The 18,330-nt window shown below is 63.7% G+C and carries 20 protein-coding genes; 15 read left to right on the forward strand and 5 right to left on the reverse strand.

Annotated elements, in window-relative coordinates; all coding sequences use genetic code 11:
* The coding region (locus PVW27_RS00005; RefSeq protein WP_274554439.1) for a dTDP-4-dehydrorhamnose 3,5-epimerase family protein at positions 1 to 187 on the reverse strand (187 nt) is incomplete at its 3' end.
* A 218-nt stretch (positions 188 to 405) separates the two neighbouring features.
* On the opposite strand from PVW27_RS00005, the gene PVW27_RS00010 reads away from it, so the two are divergent.
* On the forward strand, positions 406 to 1,215 hold the full coding sequence (locus PVW27_RS00010; RefSeq protein ID WP_274554440.1) for a division plane positioning ATPase MipZ: 810 nt from the start codon (positions 406 to 408) through the stop codon (positions 1,213 to 1,215).
* A gap of 15 nt (positions 1,216 to 1,230) precedes the next feature.
* Here PVW27_RS00010 and PVW27_RS00015 read toward each other — a convergent pair whose 3' ends face one another.
* Positions 1,231 to 1,668: a MarR family winged helix-turn-helix transcriptional regulator gene (locus PVW27_RS00015; RefSeq protein ID WP_274554441.1), complete on the reverse strand. Its 438-nt coding sequence runs from the start codon at positions 1,666 to 1,668 to the stop codon at positions 1,231 to 1,233.
* Between the two features lie 71 nt (positions 1,669 to 1,739).
* Between PVW27_RS00015 and hmgA the strand changes: the two genes are divergently transcribed.
* The 9 genes from hmgA to PVW27_RS00060 all read left to right on the forward strand — a co-directional run bounded on the left by hmgA (position 1,740) and on the right by PVW27_RS00060 (position 10,513).
* On the forward strand, positions 1,740 to 3,101 hold the full coding sequence (hmgA, locus tag PVW27_RS00020) for a homogentisate 1,2-dioxygenase (protein WP_274554442.1): 1,362 nt from the start codon (positions 1,740 to 1,742) through the stop codon (positions 3,099 to 3,101).
* A gap of 101 nt (positions 3,102 to 3,202) precedes the next feature.
* Entirely contained in the window at positions 3,203 to 4,459 is a 1,257-nt protein-coding gene (gene fahA, locus PVW27_RS00025; RefSeq protein ID WP_274554443.1) for a fumarylacetoacetase, read from the forward strand.
* 83 nt (positions 4,460 to 4,542) lie between these two features.
* Complete coding sequence (locus tag PVW27_RS00030; protein WP_274554444.1) at positions 4,543 to 5,493, forward strand: MBL fold metallo-hydrolase; 951 nt, start codon at positions 4,543 to 4,545, stop codon at positions 5,491 to 5,493.
* Between the two features lie 16 nt (positions 5,494 to 5,509).
* Positions 5,510 to 5,707 carry a hypothetical protein gene (locus tag PVW27_RS00035; RefSeq protein WP_274554445.1) on the forward strand — a complete coding sequence of 66 codons (198 nt, stop codon included), beginning with the start codon at positions 5,510 to 5,512 and terminating at the stop codon, positions 5,705 to 5,707.
* The gene (locus PVW27_RS00040) at positions 5,707 to 7,326 is read left to right on the forward strand and encodes an FAD-dependent oxidoreductase (protein WP_274554446.1); all 1,620 of its coding nucleotides are present in this window, start codon (positions 5,707 to 5,709) and stop codon (positions 7,324 to 7,326) included. Before PVW27_RS00035 ends, PVW27_RS00040 begins: the two co-directional genes overlap by 1 nt.
* Complete coding sequence (locus PVW27_RS00045; RefSeq protein WP_274554447.1) at positions 7,326 to 7,529, forward strand: DUF2783 domain-containing protein; 204 nt, start codon at positions 7,326 to 7,328, stop codon at positions 7,527 to 7,529. The genes PVW27_RS00040 and PVW27_RS00045 overlap by 1 nt, the downstream gene beginning before the upstream one ends.
* A gap of 131 nt (positions 7,530 to 7,660) precedes the next feature.
* Complete coding sequence (locus tag PVW27_RS00050) at positions 7,661 to 9,076, forward strand: pyridoxal phosphate-dependent decarboxylase family protein (RefSeq protein ID WP_274554780.1); 1,416 nt, start codon at positions 7,661 to 7,663, stop codon at positions 9,074 to 9,076.
* Positions 9,077 to 9,079: 3 nt separating this feature from the next.
* Complete coding sequence (gene hpaI / locus PVW27_RS00055; RefSeq protein WP_274554448.1) at positions 9,080 to 9,853, forward strand: 4-hydroxy-2-oxoheptanedioate aldolase; 774 nt, start codon at positions 9,080 to 9,082, stop codon at positions 9,851 to 9,853.
* 9 nt (positions 9,854 to 9,862) lie between these two features.
* Complete coding sequence (locus PVW27_RS00060) at positions 9,863 to 10,513, forward strand: GntR family transcriptional regulator (protein ID WP_274554449.1); 651 nt, start codon at positions 9,863 to 9,865, stop codon at positions 10,511 to 10,513.
* Between the two features lie 65 nt (positions 10,514 to 10,578).
* On the opposite strand, the gene PVW27_RS00065 is transcribed toward PVW27_RS00060, so the two are convergent.
* Complete coding sequence (locus PVW27_RS00065) at positions 10,579 to 11,295, reverse strand: type 1 glutamine amidotransferase (protein WP_274554450.1); 717 nt, start codon at positions 11,293 to 11,295, stop codon at positions 10,579 to 10,581.
* A 107-nt stretch (positions 11,296 to 11,402) separates the two neighbouring features.
* Between PVW27_RS00065 and PVW27_RS00070 the strand changes: the two genes are divergently transcribed.
* From PVW27_RS00070 to PVW27_RS00080, 3 genes are read left to right on the forward strand one after another with little or no spacing between them, the layout of a single operon-like run.
* Positions 11,403 to 12,659, forward strand: a complete 1,257-nt coding sequence (locus tag PVW27_RS00070; protein WP_274554451.1) for a cytochrome P450 — start codon at positions 11,403 to 11,405, stop codon at positions 12,657 to 12,659.
* Positions 12,660 to 12,700: 41 nt separating this feature from the next.
* On the forward strand, positions 12,701 to 13,990 hold the full coding sequence (locus PVW27_RS00075; RefSeq protein ID WP_274554452.1) for a glutamine synthetase family protein: 1,290 nt from the start codon (positions 12,701 to 12,703) through the stop codon (positions 13,988 to 13,990).
* A gap of 11 nt (positions 13,991 to 14,001) precedes the next feature.
* Positions 14,002 to 14,316, forward strand: coding sequence for a 2Fe-2S iron-sulfur cluster-binding protein (locus PVW27_RS00080; RefSeq protein ID WP_274554453.1), 315 nt, complete (start codon positions 14,002 to 14,004; stop codon positions 14,314 to 14,316).
* 85 nt (positions 14,317 to 14,401) lie between these two features.
* On the opposite strand, the gene PVW27_RS00085 is transcribed toward PVW27_RS00080, so the two are convergent.
* Complete coding sequence (locus tag PVW27_RS00085; RefSeq protein ID WP_274554454.1) at positions 14,402 to 15,754, reverse strand: aspartate aminotransferase family protein; 1,353 nt, start codon at positions 15,752 to 15,754, stop codon at positions 14,402 to 14,404.
* A 57-nt stretch (positions 15,755 to 15,811) separates the two neighbouring features.
* Positions 15,812 to 16,594 (reverse strand): IclR family transcriptional regulator, encoded by a 783-nt coding sequence (locus PVW27_RS00090; RefSeq protein ID WP_274554455.1) that lies wholly within the window; start codon positions 16,592 to 16,594, stop codon positions 15,812 to 15,814.
* A 161-nt stretch (positions 16,595 to 16,755) separates the two neighbouring features.
* Here PVW27_RS00090 and PVW27_RS00095 point away from each other — a divergent pair, with 161 nt between their 5' ends.
* Entirely contained in the window at positions 16,756 to 17,697 is a 942-nt protein-coding gene (locus PVW27_RS00095; RefSeq protein WP_274554456.1) for a tripartite tricarboxylate transporter substrate binding protein, read from the forward strand.
* A gap of 77 nt (positions 17,698 to 17,774) precedes the next feature.
* On the forward strand, positions 17,775 to 18,323 hold the full coding sequence (locus PVW27_RS00100; protein WP_274554457.1) for a tripartite tricarboxylate transporter TctB family protein: 549 nt from the start codon (positions 17,775 to 17,777) through the stop codon (positions 18,321 to 18,323).
* Positions 18,324 to 18,330 lie beyond the last annotated feature (7 nt).

The following is an 18,330-nucleotide window of genomic DNA, read 5'->3' on the forward strand; positions in this document are numbered from 1 at the left end:
AATGCAGACCGCGCACGGTGCCGACGCGGGCGGAGAGGGAATGATTGTCCTGCACGAAATCAAAGGTGATGTCATGCGCGGCCAGAGTCTTGCGATTCCAGCTTTCCGAAAAGAAGCCGCGCGTATCGCCGAAGCGGGCCGGCGTCAGGATCAGAACACCCGGCAGTCTTGTCTTTTCGATCTTCACATTGACCCCTTTTGATTCATCACCACCCGGACGCGTCCCTAGCAAGCGCATCGCCTGATGTCACGTCAATCCCATTGCCACGGTCTGCCGGGTGACGCAGGCAGAGCGCTTGACCTCGGCTGCGCTTCCCATATGAGAGCATACAACATATAGTGGCCTTGTCCGGGGGGATTGACCGGGGAAGGTCGCGTTTGTCGCAGGGAAGGCGGGGAAACGGTTTGGCGTATATCATCGTTGTGGGAAATGAAAAAGGCGGCGCTGGGAAATCCACCGTCTCGATGCATGTGGCGACCGCCCTTGCACGGCTGGGGCACAGGGTCGGCGCGCTGGATCTGGACCTGCGGCAAAAGACCTTTGGCCGCTATGCCGAGAATCGTGCAGCCTTCATCGCGAAATCCGGTCTGGACCTGCCGGGGCCGGTCTATATCGAATTGCCGGAGGCCGATCCCGCCACGCTGAAGGAGGGGGAAAACCCCTATGACCAACGGCTGTCGGCGGCGATTGCGCGGCTGGATCCGGTCAGCGATTTCATCGTGATCGACTGTCCCGGTTCACATACGCGGCTTTCACAGGTCGCCCATAGCCTTGCCGATACGCTGATCACGCCGCTGAACGACAGTTTCATTGATTTCGATCTGCTGGCCCATGTGGATGGCGACGGCAAGAAGATCCTTGGACCCTCGGTCTATTCCGAGATGGTCTGGAGCGCGCGGCAATTGCGGGCACAGGCGGGGCTGAAGCCGATCGACTGGGTCGTGGTGCGCAACCGTCTGGGGGCGCAGCAGATGGTCAACAAGGAGAAGATGGGCCGTGCGCTGGACAATCTGGCCAAGCGGATCGGGTTCCGCGTGGCACCGGGGTTCAACGAGCGCGTGATCTTCCGCGAATTGTTCCCGCGCGGGCTGACGCTGCTGGACCTCAAGGATATTGGCGTCAAGCAGATGAACATTTCCAATGTGGCCGCGCGGCAGGAGTTGCGCGACCTGATCAAGGCGCTGAACCTGCCGGGGGTCGAGGCGAAGTTCTGATCAGGGCGGGCGGGCCTAGCCCATCCGCGCCAGTTTGCGCAGGGCGGCGCGCAGGATGCGCTCTTCTTCGGCGGTCAGTGTATCGGCCAGTGCCGCGTCATAGCCCTGCGCCACGCCGTGCAGATCGCGGTAGGCCGCGCGGCCCTGCACTGTCAGGTCAAGATATTCCTGCCGCCGGTCGGCATCATCGGGGGCGCGGGTCAGGAAACGCCGCTCCTCCAACCGTTGGACGGCGCGGCTGATCTTGGTCTTGTGCATCTTGGACCGCGCCCCGATCTCTTTCGCGGTCAGCCGGCCATAAAGGCCCAGATGGAACAGCACACGCCATTCCGTGCGCAACATCCCGTAGCGATCCTTGTAGACCTGCTGAAAGGCGAGACTGCTTTCCTCGGCCGCCTGATTGAGCAGGTAGGGCAGGAAATTCTGCAAATCGAAATCGTCTTTTTGTGGCATGATGGAGACTCCTGTTGTTGTTAGTTACAAAATCAACCGTTAACAACGCAACCATAAAGGAGGACGCCACCATGAATCGCCCCACGCTTCCCCATGCCTTCGTGCAGGCGGCCACGCCGCAGGGCACGACCCCCGGATATATGCCCGGCTTCGGCAATGATTTCGAGACCGAGGCGCTGCCCGGTGCGCTGCCGCAGGGCATGAACAGCCCGCAGAAGTGCAATTATGGCCTTTATGGCGAGCAGTTGTCGGGCACGGCCTTTACCGCGCCCAGCCATCAGAACGAGCGGACCTGGTGCTATCGCATCCGGCCCTCGGTCAAACATTCCAAGCGCTATGTGAAGATCGACGTGCCCTATTGGAAATCGGCGCCGCATATCGACCCGGATGTGATCAGCCTTGGCCAGTATCGCTGGGACCCGGTGGCGCATACGGACGCCGCCCTGACATGGATCACCGGCATGCGGACCATGACCACGGCGGGCGATGTGAACACGCAGGTGGGCATGGCCAGCCATATCTATCTGGTCACGGCGTCGATGCAGGACGAATACTTCTTCTCGGCTGACAGCGAATTGCTGATCGTGCCGCAGGAAGGGCGGCTGCGGTTCTGCACCGAGTTGGGGATCATCGATCTGGAGCCCAAGGAGATTGCGATCATCCCGCGCGGGCTGCTGTATCGGGTCGAGGTTCTGGAAGGCCCCTGCCGAGGTTTCGTCTGCGAAAACTATGGCCAGAAATTCGACCTGCCGGGGCGCGGTCCCATCGGGGCCAATTGCATGGCGAACCGCCGGGATTTCAAGACGCCCGTGGCGGCCTTCGAGGATCGCGAGGTGCCTTCATCCGTGGTCATCAAATGGTGCGGCCAGTTCCACCGGACCGAGATCGGCCATTCGCCCTTGGACGTGGTGGCGTGGCATGGCAATTACGCGCCGGTCAAATATGACCTGCGGACCTATTGCCCGGTCGGCGCGATCCTGTTCGATCACCCCGACCCGTCGATCTTCACCGTGCTGACCGCCCCTTCGGGCGTGGAGGGAACCGCGAATATCGACTTTGTGCTGTTCCGCGAGCGCTGGATGGTGGCCGAGAACACCTTCCGCCCGCCGTGGTATCACAAGAACATCATGTCCGAGCTGATGGGCAACATCTATGGCCAGTATGATGCCAAGCCCAAGGGTTTCGTGCCCGGCGGGATGAGCCTGCATAACATGATGCTGCCGCATGGGCCGGACAAGAACGCCTTCGAGGGCGCGTCCAATGCCGAGCTGAAGGCAGAAAAGCTGGACAATACCATGTCCTTCATGTTTGAGACGCGGTTCCCGCAGCATCTGACGCGCTTCGCCGCCGAGGAGGCGCCCTTGCAGGACGATTATATCGACTGCTGGGAAAGCCTTGAGAAGAAGTTCGACGGCACGCCCGGCAAGAAGTAAGCGGGATATGTCCCGCCCTGGGCAGGGGTCTGCATCCCTGCCCTTCCCTGACATTCCGGCCCCGCTGAGGCAGCGGGGCTGACCCCCGGAAGGACCAAGACATGCCCCTTATGACAAGCTGGGTGGCTTCGGCCAATGCGCCCGGCCACCCGTTTCCGCTGAACAACCTGCCTTGCGGCGTTTTCTCGGTCGGTGATGACGATCCGCGCTGCGGCGTGGCGATCGGCGACATGATCCTTGATTGTCGCGCGGCCGAGGATGAGGGGCTGTTGAACCTTGATGACGCGCCCGTCTTTGACGTGCCTTTCTGGAACGAGGTGATGGAGCTTGGTCCCGAGGCTTGGGCCGCGCTGCGCGCCCGGCTGATCCAGTTGCTGGCGACAGGCGCGCCGGACGAGGCGGCTGTTGCGCCGCTGCTGGTGCCGATGGATCAGGCCGAGATGCACCTGCCTTTTCTGGTCGCCGAATACACCGATTTCTATGCGGGCAAGCATCATGCCACCAATGTGGGCACGATGTTCCGGGGGGCCGAAAATGCCCTGCCACCGAACTGGCTGCATATCCCCATCGGGTATAATGGCCGCGCCTCCTCCGTGGTGGTGTCGGGCACGCCGGTGCGCCGCCCCTGGGGGCAGTTGAAGGGCCCGGATGACGCGGCCCCGCGTTTCGCGCCCTCGGCCCGGTTTGATCTGGAACTGGAGATGGGCGCGGTCGTGGGCATGGCCAGCGAAGGCCCGGTCACGGTGGATGAGGCCGATGCGATGATCTTCGGCTATGTCCTTTTGAACGACTGGTCGGCGCGCGACATTCAGGCGTGGGAATACCAACCGCTCGGGCCGTTTCAGGCCAAGGCGACCGCCACCACGATCAGCCCCTGGATCGTGACGAAAGCGGCCTTGGAGCCGTTCCGTGTGCCGACGCCCGCGCGGGAGGTGCCGCTGCTCGATCACCTGAAGGATACCGGCCCGATGCTCTATGACATCGACCTGACCGTGACGCTGGCGCCCGAAGGCAAGGCTGCCACCGAAATCGCGCGCACCAATTACCGCGAGATGTATTATTCCGCCGCCCAGCAACTGGCACATCACACGACCAGCGGTTGCCCGATGACGCCCGGTGATCTGCTCGGCTCTGGCACCATATCCGGCCCGGATAAGCATCAGCGCGGCAGCCTTTTGGAACTCAGCTGGGGCGGGAAGGAACCGCTGACGCTGGAGACAGGCGAGACGCGCAGCTTTCTGGCCGATGGCGATACGCTGACGCTGCATGGTGCGGCGCGTGGCGATGGTTATACGATCGGGTTCGGCGACTGCTCCGGCACGCTGCTGCCCGCCCTCGAAGACCCCTACGCAAGATAGGCTTTCCGCTTCTTTTTGCCGAAAATATCCCCGCCGGAGGCGTCCCACCCCTGCCCCGGCACCGACCTCAGAAAGGACGACCCATGGCCAAGGCTTTTGCATCGCAAGGCGACATGACCGAAAAGAAGATCACCTTCACCGAAGTGGGCGAGGGTGTATATGCCTTCACCGCCGAGGGGGACCCCAATTCCGGCGTCATCATCGGCGACGAGTCCGTGATGATCGTCGAGGCGCAGGCAACCCCGCGTCTGGCGAACAAGGTGATCGACTGCGTGCGCTCGGTCACCGACAAGCCGATCAGCCATGTGGTGCTGACCCATTACCACGCCGTGCGCGTGCTGGGCGCATCCGCCTTTGGGGCCAGTCAGGTCATCATGGGCGACAAGGCCCGCGCCATGGTGGTGGAGCGTGGTCAGGAGGATTGGGACAGCGAGTTCCAGCGTTTCCCGCGCCTGTTCGAGGGGCATGAGAGCATCCCCGGCCTGACTTGGCCCACCACGACCTTCAGCGATGACATGACCGTCTATCTGGGCAACCGCCGGATCGACCTGATGCATCTGGGCCGCGCGCACACGGCGGGCGATATCGTGATCCATGTGCCGGATCAGAACGTGATGTTCACGGGTGATATCGTGGAATACCACTCGGCCTGCTATTGCGGCGACGGGCATTTCAGCGATTGGGGCGATACGTTGGACGCCATCGCCTCGTTCCAGGTGGATGCGATTGCACCGGGGCGCGGCGATGCGCTGATGGGGCAGGACATGGTGACGGCGGCCATCGAGAATACGCGTGATTTCGTGGACAGCACCTATAATGCCGCCGCCCGTGTGGCCGCGCGTGGCGGCAGCCTCAAGGAAGCCTGGGATGCGGTGCGCGCCGCCTGTGATCCCAAGTTCAAGGATTACGCGATTTACGAGCATTGCCTGCCCTTCAACGTGGCCCGCGCCTATGACGAGGCGCGCGGGATCGACACGCCCCGCATCTGGACCGCGCAGCGCGACATCGAGATGTGGGAGGCCCTTCAGGGCTGACAGGACGGGTGCGGCGATGAAATACGGACCCACGCGGGGCGAGTTGAAGCTGCGGTTGGCCGTCTCGGTCATAGGGCTGGGGTTGATGATCGCGGCCCTTGCGATCCGTGGTGTGGGTGGCATCGCCGCCCTTGAGGTGGTGCTGATCGCAGGCACATTCTTTGGCGGCACGGCGGTCTGGTCCGCATGGGCGCTGTTGCGAAAGGACGATTGATGAACAAGATCTTCGAGGTTCCGCTCTATCCCTATACCCGCCACGCGGATCAGGACGCGGCCACGCCCGCCCATCACCGGGTCGTGGTGGTGGGGGCCGGTCCCGTGGGTCTGGCTGCCGCCATTGATCTGGCTCGTCAGGGGGTCGAGGTCGTGGTGCTGGACGAGAATGACAAGGTCAGTTTCGGCAGCCGCGCGATCTGCTTTGCCAAGCGCACGCTGGAGATTGCGGATCGTCTGGGGCTGGGCACGCCGCTGGTGGACAAGGGCGTGCAGTGGAACATCGGCAAGGTCTTTTTCGACGAGCGCAAGGTCTATGACTTCAACCTGCTGCCCGAGGAGGGGCACAAGCGTCCGGCCTTCATCAATCTGCAACAGTATTATTTCGAGGACTATCTGGTGCAGCGCGCGCGCGCGATCCAAGCCGAGGGCGCGCCGCTGGACCTGCGCGGCGGCAACAAGGTGGCGCGCGTCGCCGATCACGGTGATCATGTGGCGCTGACGATCGACACGGTGGATGGTCCCTATAGCATCACCGCCGATTACGTCATCGCCTGCGATGGCGCGGCCAGTCCGATCCGGTCGATGATGGGGCTGGACTTCGTGGGCCGGGTGTTCGAGGACAATTTCCTGATCGCCGATGTGATCATGGAGGCGGATTTCCCGACCGAACGCTGGTTCTGGTTCGATCCCCCCTTCAACCGGGGCCAGTCGGCGCTGCTGCACAAGCAGCCAGATGGTGTCTGGCGGATCGACCTGCAACTGGGCTGGGATATCGACAAGGAGCAGGAGAAGAAGCCGGAAAAGGTGATCCCCCGTCTGAAAGCGATGCTGGGCGATGATGTGGAATTCAGTCTGGAATGGGTGTCGATCTACACCTTCCAGTGCCGCCGGATGGAGAAGTTCCGCCATAACCGCGTGATCTTTGCAGGCGACAGCGCGCATCAGGTCAGCCCCTTCGGGGCGCGCGGGGCGAATTCGGGGTTGCAGGATACCGACAATCTGGCGTGGAAGCTGAAACTGGTGCTGGAGGGCCGCGCGCCCGAGGCGCTTCTGGACAGCTATGACGCGGAGCGGATCTTCGGCGCGGATGAGAATATCCTGAACTCCTCGCGCTCGACCGATTTCATCACGCCCAAGTCCGAGATCAGCCGCATCTTCCGCAATGCCGTGCTGGACCTGAGCGAGCATCACGCCTTTGCGCGGCCTTTGGTGAATTCGGGGCGGTTGTCGATGCCCTGCACCTATGACGGCTCGCCATTGAACACGCCCGACGCCCTGCCCGGTGGCCCCGCGCGCACGCGGCCAGGATCGCCCTGCCCCGATGTGGCCTTGGACGACGGGTTCCTGCTGGACAGCCTTGGTGATCGGTTCACGCTTTTGGCGATCAACGCCGATGCCCCGGACGGCCTGTCCGAGGACGGGATCGCCGTGACGCGGCTGTCCCTGACGGACAAGGACGATGCCACCGGCGCGCTGGCGGCGCGCTATCTGGGCGATGCCCCTGCCGCTGTTTACCTGATCCGCCCGGATCAGCATGTGGCGGCCCGCTGGCCCGCCTATGACGCCGCCGACATCCGCGCAGCACTCCGCCGCGCCACCGGACAGGAGATGCAGTGATGCCCACCGATCTGATCCTGACACCCAACATGGACCGGCCCGACGACATCTATGCCGATCTGCTGGCCGCCCATGAGGGGCTGAGCAAGGCCGAGAGCGATGCGCTGAACGCGCGGCTGATCCTGATCCTGATGAACCAAATCGGAGAGCGCCGCGTTCTGGCGCAGGCCTTGGCCGCCGCCCGCGTGCCCGAGGGAAGCTGACGCCCCTCTATTCATCTTGCCAAAAATACTCGAAATCCCCCGCTTGCCATCAAGGGCCGAGCGGGGGATTTTCCTTGCCAGCGGCAGCAGCCCGATATACTTATCATGTTAACTATATAGGGAGGGGCATGATGCGCTGGGACGAGTTTCCGAAATGGGGCCGCTGGGCCGCTGATTGGGCGGGGCGCTACCATGCGGGGCTGCGGGACCGGCCCGTGCGCGCCCGGACCAAGCCCGGTGAGGTTCTGGCCGCCCTGCCCGCGCATCCGCCGGAAACGGCGCAGCCGATGGACCAGATCATCGCGGATTTCGAATCCATCGTGATGCCGGGGATCACCCATTGGCAGCATCCGCGTTTCTTTGCCTATTTCCCGTCCAACGCCTCACCCGCCGCCGTGCTGGCGGATCATCTGGTGACGGTGATGGCGCCGCAATGCATGCTGTGGCAGACATCGCCCGCCGCGACCGAGATGGAGACGCGGATGATGGACTGGCTGCGCCAGTCCATTGGTCTGCCCGACGGGTTCGCAGGGGTCATTCAGGACAGCGCCAGCTCCGCCACGCTGGCCGCCGTGCTGGTGATGCGGGAACGGGCCCTGGGCTGGGACGGGAATGCCAGCGGATTGCCAGGGCAGAAAACCCTGCGGGTCTATTGTTCGGCGGAGGTGCATTCCTCGGTCGACCGTGCGATCTGGATTGCGGGGATCGGACAGGCCAATCTGGTGCGAATCCCGACGCAAGGGCCGTTGCGCGGGATGGATGTGGCCGCCCTTGAGGCGGCGATTGTTGCGGATCAGGCGGCGGGTTACCTGCCGGCAGGCGTCATTGCCTGCACGGGTGGCACGGGCACGGGGGCTTGCGACGACATTGCCGGGGTCTGTGCCGTGGCGCAGCGCCACGGGCTTTACAGCCATGTGGATGCGGCATGGGCGGGGGCGGCGATGATCTGCCCCGAATTCCGTGCCCTGTGGGCGGGTGTCGAGATGGCGGATTCGGTGGTGTTCAACCCGCATAAATGGCTGGGCACGCAGTTTGATCTGTCGGCGCATTTCATCCGCTCTCCCGCCGACCTGACGCGCACGCTGGCGATCCAGCCGGAATACCTCAAGACGCAAGGGGCGGATGGGATCATCAACTATTCGGAATGGTCGATCCCGCTGGGGCGGCGGTTCCGGGCGCTCAAGCTGTGGTTCCTGATCCGGGCTTACGGGTTGGAGGGGTTGCGGGGGATGATCCGCAATCATGTGGCGTGGTCGCAGGATCTGGCCGAGCGGTTGCGCGCCACGCCGGGGTTCGAGATCGTGACGGAACCTGTGCTGTCGCTGTTCACCTTTCGCTATGCGCCGCAGGGCGGCGATGCGGAGGCGCTGACGCAGGCCCTGTTGTCCGCGATCAATGATGACGGGCGCATCTACCTGACGCAGACGCGGGTGCAGGGCGATTACGTGATCCGCTTTCAGGCCGGGCAATTCGATGCCACAAAGGCGGATATCGACATGGCCTATGACGTGATCGTCGAAATGGCCGCTGGACTTCAGAAAGGATAACCGATGCCCGCACCCGTCAACCGTTTCAAGGCGGCACTGGCCGCTGGTCAGATGCAATATGGCTGCTGGGCCGGGTTCGGCGATCCTTACGCGACCGAGGTGATGTCGACCGCCGGTTTCGACTGGCTGGTGATCGACGGGGAACATGCGCCCAATGACATTCGCTCGATCATGGCGCAGTTGCAGGTGCTGGAGGGGAAGCCTGACAGTCATCCGGTGGTGCGACTGCCGATGGGTGAGGCGTGGCTGATCAAGCAGGCGCTGGATATCGGGGCGCAGACCTTGCTGATCCCGATGGTGGAGACTGCGGAGCAGGCGCGTGATCTGGTGCGGGCGATGCGCTATCCGCCCGAAGGCATCCGGGGGTCGGGGGCGGCGCTGGCGCGGGCGTCGCGCTTTGCGGCGATCCCCGATTACATCCGCACGGCCAATGATCAGATGTGCCTGCTGGTGCAGGTGGAAACTGTCAGGGGGATGGAGGCGCTGGACGCCATTCTGGCGGTCGAGGGTGTGGACGGGGTGTTCATCGGGCCGTCCGATCTGGCCGCCGATATGGGGCACCGGGGCGACAGCACGCATCCGGAGGTGCGTGCCGCGATCAAGGACGCGCTGGGGCGCATCAAGGCGTCGGACAAGGCGGCGGGAATTCTGGCGCTGGATCATGACACGGCCCGCGATTACCGCGACTGGGGTGCGCAGTTTCTGGCGGTGGGGATCGATGTTGTCCTGCTGGCCCGGGCCGCGCGCGATCTGGCGGCGCGCTGGACCAAGGGCTGAGGCCGCGCGGTGGCGGGGCAGACCGAAACCATCGTCGCCGCGATCCTGACCGCGATCGAGGGGGGCAGCTTGCGCCCCGGCGGGTTGATCGACGAGCAGGAGTTGATCGAGGCGCATGGCGTGTCGCGCACGCCGGTGCGCGAGGCGATGATCCAGCTTGAGACGGCGGGGCTGATCCGTCGCCTGCCCCGCAAGGGCGCGGTGGTGTTCAAACCCACATTGGCCGAGTTTCTGGCGATCCTTGAAGTGCATGCCAAGCTGGAAGGTCAGGCCGCCGGGCTGGCCGCGCGGCGGCTGTCGGCCGCCCATGCGGCGGCACTGGAGGCGGCGGTGGCGGCTTGCGAGGAACATGCGGCGCGGCTGGGGGATGGGGAACCTGACCGCTATTACCAGTTGAACATGGATTTTCACCGCGTCGTGGCGGAAGCGGCGGGCAATCCTTTCCTGCTGGAGATGATCAAGACCAATGCGCGCAAGCTGATGGCCTATTACCGGGCGCGCTATCACTATGCGGGCGCGATCGGGGCGTCGGCGCGGGATCACCGGGCGATTGCGGCGCTGATCGTGGCGCGGCGGTCCGAGGAGGCCGAGGCGGCGATGGCGCGGCATGTGCAGTTCGATCAGGTGACGGCGATGGACCTGCTGGCGGTGTTGGGGTGATCTTTGAGCGCGGTGCCTGTGGTGGGCGTGGGCGTTTGAGTATTTTTGGCAAGATGAAGCTGGGTTCAGGCTTTGGCTTTGGCCTGTTCGAAGAAGCGGGCGATGGATTCCGCGAAGGGCTGGGTATCGGCGGGTTTGGCCAGTGAGGCGCGGGCGCGGGTAATCACCTCGGCGGGTTTGTCGTCTTTCAGGTGATCGATCAAGGCGGCGATGAAGCCGGGCGACATCTCGGGGTGGTATTGGGTTGTGTAGACATGGCTGCCAATCGCGAAGCCGCCGATGGGGCATTCGCGCGAGGCCGTGAGGGTGCGCGCCTGCGGCGGCACGGCGGTGACCTGTTCGACATGGGCAGCGTAGAGCGCGGTTGTGTCCGGCAAAGGGTTCATCCACGGGGCGGGGGTGGCGAGGTGCGTCTCGGTGCGCCCAAACACCCAGCCGCCCGGATTGGGGCCGACCTGCCCGCCCAGTGCGAGGGCAATGGCCTGATGGCCGAAGCAGGCCCCGAAAAGCGGCAGGCGCGCGGCGGTCACTTGGCGGATGAGCGCCAGAAGGTCGGCGATCCAGGGATCGGGGTCATGGACCGAGGCGGGGCTGCCGGTGATCATGACCCCGTCGAAGGCGGTAAGGTCAGTGGGAAATTCCCCGTCCTTGACCGCGAAAACCTGTGTTGTCCAATCGGGGCGGACGGATTGGATCAGGGCCGTGAATTTCGCACCGTCCCTGGGGTGGGCGTCGGCGAAAGCGGACGTGTCCGTATTGGCCATGAGGATTGCCAGATGCATCTGCGCCGCCCTTTCCGATTTTGCTTTACATATTTTAGAGCGCTTTTAATATACATAACAGGTTAACGACAAGTCCCAATCGGGGCGGCTGATGGAAAGGTGGCGCGATGACGGTCTGGACCCCTGAGGATGACGGTTTCGCCGATCTGACCAGCCATGACACCTTTGCCCGTGGCGCGCCGCATAACACCTTTGCCCGTTTGCGGCGGGATGATCCGGTGCATTGGACTGAGTGGGATCAGGGGCTGGGGTTCTGGTCGATCACGCGGCATGCGGACATCACCGAAATGAACCGGCAGCATGAGATCTTTTCCTCGGCGCGGGGGATCCGGATGGAGGATCAGACCTATGAGGAATATCTGGCGCGGCGCACCTTTCAGGAGACGGACCCGCCCGAGCATATGCAGACGCGGGTCAAGGTGGCGCGGGCGTTTTCCAAACCCGTGATCGCGGACTATGAGCAGGATATCCGCGATCTGTGCGACGAGATACTGGATCAGGCGCTGGAGGCGCGGGAATTCGATGCCACCAAGGCGATTGCACGGCAATTGCCGATGCGGATGCTGGGGCGGATTCTGGGCACGCCGGAGGCTGATCTGCCCTGGCTGGTGGAAAAGGGCGATGCGCTGATTGCCAATACCGACCCGGATTTCACCGACCATGTGCTGGACAAGATGGATACGGATGAATTCCGGATGATGCCCTTCAACTCGCCCGCCGGGGCGGAGTTGTATCAATACGCCAAGGAGTTGATGGCGCATAAGGCGCGTTCTGGGGATACGAACGGGATTTTGAACATGATCCTCAACCCCGGGCGCGATGGCGGGGTGATCAGCGAGACGGAGTTTCGCAATTTCTTTTGTCTGCTGGTGGCGGCGGGGAATGACACCACGCGCTATTCCATCGCTGCCGGTATTCAGGCGATGTGCCATCAACCCGAATTGCTGGGCCAGATGCAGAGTGGTGCTGTCTGGGAGACGGCGGCGGATGAGATCATCCGTTGGGCGACGCCTGCCATCTATTTCCGCCGCACCGCCACGCGCGATGTCGAGGTGCATGGCAAGATGATCCGCGAAGGCGACAAGGTGCTCTACTGGTTCGCCTCGGCCAATCGGGATGAGGCGGCGTTTGATGATCCGTTCCGGGTCGATCTGGCGCGGACGCCGAACAAGCATCTGAGTTTCGGTCAGGGCGGGCCGCATATCTGCCTTGGCATGTGGCTGGCGCGGTTGGAGGTGCGGGTGCTGTTCGAGGAACTGTCCAAGCGGCTGCGGTCGATCGAGGCGGCGGGGCCGCATCAATTTCTGCGCTCGAATTTCGTAGGCGGGATCAAGGCATTGCCGGTGCGGGTCGTGCCGGCTTAAACATATGCGCGGGGCAACCGCGCTTCAGGGAGAGATATGGAATGAACACCCGCCTGCGCGCGCTTTTTTGTGACCATCTGTCGATCATGCGGGGCAAATACCTGCCCGGATCGAAGATCGGGGATGGCTATACCCGGTTTTGTCGGTCGAACTTTGGCGTGCATTACGACAAGGATCTGTTGAATTCCCCCGGTTCGATGATGATGGAGGGCCTGCCCGACATGGAGTTGCATTGGCGCGGGGACGAGATCCGCGACAGCTGGGACCGGGCGACCAAGATCGTGGTGGGGGACCTCTATGACACCGACGGCGTGCCGCTGCCGATGTGCGGGCGCGGGGCGCTGAAACGGGCGGTGGCGGATTGGGGCAAGCTGAGGCTGACACCCAAGGTGGGGATTGAGCTGGAGGCCTTTGCGATGGTCGCCGATGATCAGGGCCGCTTGCGCCCCTATGATACGCCCGGCGCGCATGTCTATGGCACCGGGCCGTTCACCGATCCGCTGCGCTTCAACGATGCGATCTGGGAGAAGGCGGATGAGCTGGGCTTCCGGCTGGACCTGATCACATCCGAATATGACAGCCCGCAGTTCGAATATACGCTGACCTTTGACGATGCGGTCAAGGCGGTGGATGATATCGTGCTGTTCCGCCTGATGGCGCGCGAGATTGCGCTGGAGCATGGCGTGGTGCTGACCTTCATGCCCAAGCCCATTGCCACGGCGGGCGGGTCGGGGATGCATATCAACTTTTCATTTCTGGACGAGGCCGGAGGCAATGCGTTGTCGGACGGCCCCAAGGGCGGACCGGAGCATATGAACGCTTTGGCACGCGGTTGCGTGGCGGGGCTGATGCGGCATCACAAGGGGCTGGCGGGGCTGATCGCGCCCACGGCCAATTCCTATCAGCGGCTGCAACCCGGCAGCCTGTCGGGGCACCTGGGCAACTGGGGCGGGGATCATCGCAACGTGACGACGCGGATTTCAAGCGAGGGCGGGGCGAAGGCGCGGTTGGAGCATCGGATGGCGGATGCGTCATCCAATCCTTACGTGGCGGTGGCGGCCGTGTTGCAGGCCGCGCGGCTGGGGTTCGAGGGCGGCTATGACCTGCCCGCGATGGAGACCGGCGACGGGTTCGAGAGGTGGGATGCCAAGGAGACGACGGCGCTGAACCTGAAAGGGGCTGTGGCCGATCTGAAGGCGGACACTGCGCTGTCTGCGGCGGTGGGTGATCTGCTGGTCGAGAACCACATCTTCATGAAGGAGCAGGAGGTGAAGAAGACCCGCGATCTGGAAGGCGATGCGTTGCGCGACTTCTATATCTGGTTCGTCTGAGGAGGCTGCCCATGCAGGTGACATGGATCTTGCCGGATGGCGCGCGGGTCACGGCGGAGGTGGCCGAGGGGCTGTCGCTGATGGAGGCGGCGGTGGCGCAGAACGTGCCGGGTGTCGTGGGCGAATGCGGCGGCAACCTGAGTTGCGCGACCTGCCATGTGCAGGTGACCGACGATTGGGCTGCCCGTGTGGGCGGGCCGGAGGAGTTCGAGGATGCGATGCTGGACACGGTCGACGCGGCGCGGGGGCCGACATCCCGGCTGTCCTGCCAGATCACGGCGCGGGAGGAGCTGGATGGGCTGGTGCTGATCGTGCCGGGTGCCTGAGCCGTTTGGACTGCGGCAGGGTCGCGATATGAGTATTTGAGGCAAGATGAAGCCGGGGGCTGTGAATGGCCCCCGGCTTTTTGCGTTATAGCGCGGCGAAGCCCTGATCCAGCGCGGAGAGGATGATCTGCACGTCTTCCGCTGTCAGGATCAGGGGCGGGGACATGATGACGTTGGGGCCGGAGACGCGGACCATGGCTCCGGCGCGATAGGCGACCTCTTGCACGGTGCCGATGGTTTTCTTGTCGATGGGGGTTTTCTTCGCGCGGTCGCTGACCAGTTCCAGCGCGCACATGAGGCCGTGGCCGCCGCGCACATCGCCGATGATGTCATATTTTTCGGCCAGTGCCTGCAAGCCCTGGAAAAGCTGTGTGCCGCGGGCGGCGGCGTTTTCGGGGACGTTCAGACGTTCGGTTTCGGCAAGGCAGGCCAGCGCGGCGGCAGCGCCGACCGGGTGGCCGGAATAGGTGTAGCCATGGCCGATGGCGGCGGCGCCTGTCTTGTCGGATTCGAACGCCTGCGCCACCTCTTCGGCGATCATGACGGCGCCAAAGGGGAAATAGCCGTTGGTGATGGCCTTGGCGGTGCACATGAAATCGGGTTGCACGCCCCAATGGCGGCTGCCGGACCAGCTTCCGGTGCGGCCGAAGGCGGTAATCACCTCATCCGCGATCAGAAGGATGCCGTGGCGGGTGCAGATCTCGCGCACGCCGGGCATGAAAGTCTCGTGCGGGGGGATGACACCGCCGGCACCCAGAACCGGCTCCATGATGAAGGCGGCGATGGTGTTTGCGCCCTGAAAGGCGATCTCGTCTTCCAGGGCCGCGAGGCAGAGTTGCGCGAGTTTCGCGGGATCGCTTTCGTTGAAGGGGTTGCGATAGGTATAGGGGGCGGGGATGTGGTGGCATCCGGCCAGAAGCGGCTCATAGGCGGTGCGGAAATTGGCGTTGCCGTTGACGGAGGCCCCGCCGAAATGGGTGCCATGATAGCCTTTCTTGAGGCTGAGGAATTTGGTCCGCTGCCCCTGTCCCTTGATCTTGTGATATTGCCGCGCCAGCCGCAGGGCGGTTTCAACCGAGTCCGAGCCACCCGAGGTATAGAAGGCACGGGTCAGGCCGTCGGGGGCGAAGAAGCGGCGCAGTTCTTCGGACAGCTCAATGACCGCATCGTTCGAGGTGCCCCGGAAGGTCGAGTAGTAGGGCAGACGGTCGAGTTGAGCGGCGATGGCGGCCTTGATCGGCGCGCAGGAGAAGCCGAGGTTCACGTTCCACAGGCCCCCCACGGCATCCACCACCTCATGCCCGTCGATATCGGTGATCCGCACGCCTTGGGCGCCGGTCACGATGGTGGGCGGATTGGCGAGGCTGTCGGCAGGATGGGCCATCGGGTGCCACATGGAGCGGGCGTTATGCTCTTTCAGGAAGTTGCTGTCTTTCATCGGGGTATCCTTTCTGACGGCCCGGGCTTTCCGGGGCGCGGGCGTGTGGCAGAGGGGTCAATCAGCGGCGGTCGGGACGGCGAAGCCATCGGGCAGGAAGCCGCCCAGCGCGCGGGTCAGGCCGGTGGCGTGGTGGCGGAGTTCGCGGCGGATCAGGGACTTGAGGTCGGGGGTCATGCGCGCCACGGGGGCGGCCACGGCCATTGCGCCGATCACGCGGGTTTGCGCGTCGAAGAGCGGCATGGCGTGGGAATGGACATCCTTTTCGAAGCCACCCACGGATTCCGCGATGCCGGTGCGGCGCACCTCGTCCAGTGCGGCGCGGATGGCGGCGGGGTCGGTCAGCGTGTCTTCGGTGCGTTTTTCGAGCGGGCCTTGCAGGACGCGGTCGATCATGTCGGGCGGGCAGAAGGCCAGAACGGCGAGGCCGGAACTGGTGGCGTGGAAGGTCAGGACCTGCGCATCCTCCATCGTGACGCGGGTGCCGTGGCGAGGGCTGTAGGCATAGGTCAGCATGCTGAGCCGGTCGCCCTGCAACAGCGACAGATGCGCGGTTTCCTGCGTGGCATCGGACAGGGATTGCAGCGATTGCGCCGCCATGTCGCGTAGGGGCACAGAAGCTTCGCGCAGGGCGGCAAGGCGCAGGACGGCGGGGCCGAGGCGGTATTCGCGGCCCGATCCTGTCTGTTCGACGAATCCCCCTTGCTGCAATTCGGACAGCAGGCGATAGGTCGTGGCCTTGTTCAGACCGGACAGGCGCGCGAGATCGCTGAGCCCGATCTCGGACCGGGCGCGGCTGAAATGATCCAGCAATGACAAAGCCTTGGCGACGGTTCCCATCCGGGGGTCTTCTCCAGTCTGCGTCCTGTTCTGCAGGCATCGGCGCATGCGGATGCCTTGGGGTGCTTAAAATCGTTGACAGAAACGCGGACCGTCTGTCAATCTATTTTAGAACCAATGGTTCAAATAATGAACCGACAAAACGAAACAGGGAGACAGACATGAAGACCACATCCATTCTGGGCGGGGCGTTGACCCTGTGCATGGCTGCCGTGGGCGGCGCCGCACTGGCCGACTATCCCGAGAAGCCCGTCACCTTCATCGTGCCTTTCCCGCCCGGTGACCTTGAAGATGTGCTGACGCGGATGATCGCGGATGACTTTCAGGCCGAATATGGCGTGGCGGCGGCCGTCGTGAACAAGCCTGGCGGCGGCGGTGGCCCCTTCCCCGGTGCCATTGATGTGGCGACGGCCCCGGCCGATGGCTATACGATCGGGTCATTCGTGATCGGGGTGCCCGTGGTGGGCCACCAGATCGGTATTCCCGAACTGACGCCCGAGAAGTTCGACCCGCTGGGGATTTTCCTGACCTATCCTTTCGTGATCGCGGTCGCCGGGGATGCGCCCTATGACGACATGGCGGGGCTGGCGGAATACGCCAAGTCCAACGCGTTGGCGCTGGGACATTTCGGCAATGTGCTGACACCCACGCAGGTGACCATGGCGCTAGCCAAGACGATGGATTTCGAATGGGGATCGGACGCGGCCTTTGACGCGCTGGATTGCAATACGCTGGCCAGTGGCGATGCGGATGTGATCAACACCACCTTGCAACTGATCCTGCCCTGTCTGGACAGTGTGAAGGTTCTGGCCGCGATCACCGACGAGCGCATTCCGCTTGTGCCCGATGCGCCCACGGTGGGAGAGATCGAGCCGTCATTGGATATCGCGCTGTGGAACGGGTTGTTCGTGCATAAGGACACGCCGCAGGATGTGCGCGACAAGATCATCGCCGTGGCGGAAAAGACCGTGATGGGCGAGCGAGCGCAGCAGGTGGCCAAGGATACCGGCGGGCTGGTCTATTGGCAGAATGCCGAGGAGAGCGCTGCGCGGATCAAGGCCGATATCGAGAAGGTCGCAGCCATCGGGGCGATGCTGGAGTGATCCGGTCGGGGGCGGTGCGGAACATGGATGCCGCCCGTCCCCCGTTTCCTGTCTCCCTCGGCCAGAACGGGTGATTGATGTCTGACGATCCCTTCCTTGCCAGCAAGGGGCCACGGCGCGGGCAGATCCTGTTCGCGCTGGCCTTTGCGGGTTTTGCCATCTTCATCCTGTCCAATCTGGGCAACCAGACCACATGGGCGCCGCGCACCAAGCTGTTCGCGCAGCCCGGCTTCTGGCCGGGGGTCGCGGGTGCGGGGATGGTTCTGTTCGGGTTGTTGCATCTGCGTGGGGTGCGGCGGGGCATGGGGTTGCGTCGTCCGTGGATCAGCCGCGAGGACCGGGCCGAGGCCCGCGTCTGGGTGCAGCCCTTGGAATATACCGCGTGGTTCATGGTCTATGTCTTTGCCGTGCCGCGGATCGGACATCTGCCGGCGACGATGATCTTTGCGCCCGCGCTGACATGGCGGCTGGGCTATCGCAGCCCGCGTCTGTTGTGGGCGTCACTGGCCTTTGGCGTTGCCGTCGTGCTGATCTTCAAGGGCGTTCTGGGCGTGAAAATTCCAGGCGGTGCCGTCTACGAATACCTGCCCGACAGCATCCGCGCCTTTGCGCTGCGTTACCTGTGAGGCGGGC

The organism is Seohaeicola sp. 4SK31 (genome assembly GCF_028802875.1).
Classification (GTDB): Bacteria; Pseudomonadota; Alphaproteobacteria; order Rhodobacterales; family Rhodobacteraceae; genus Seohaeicola.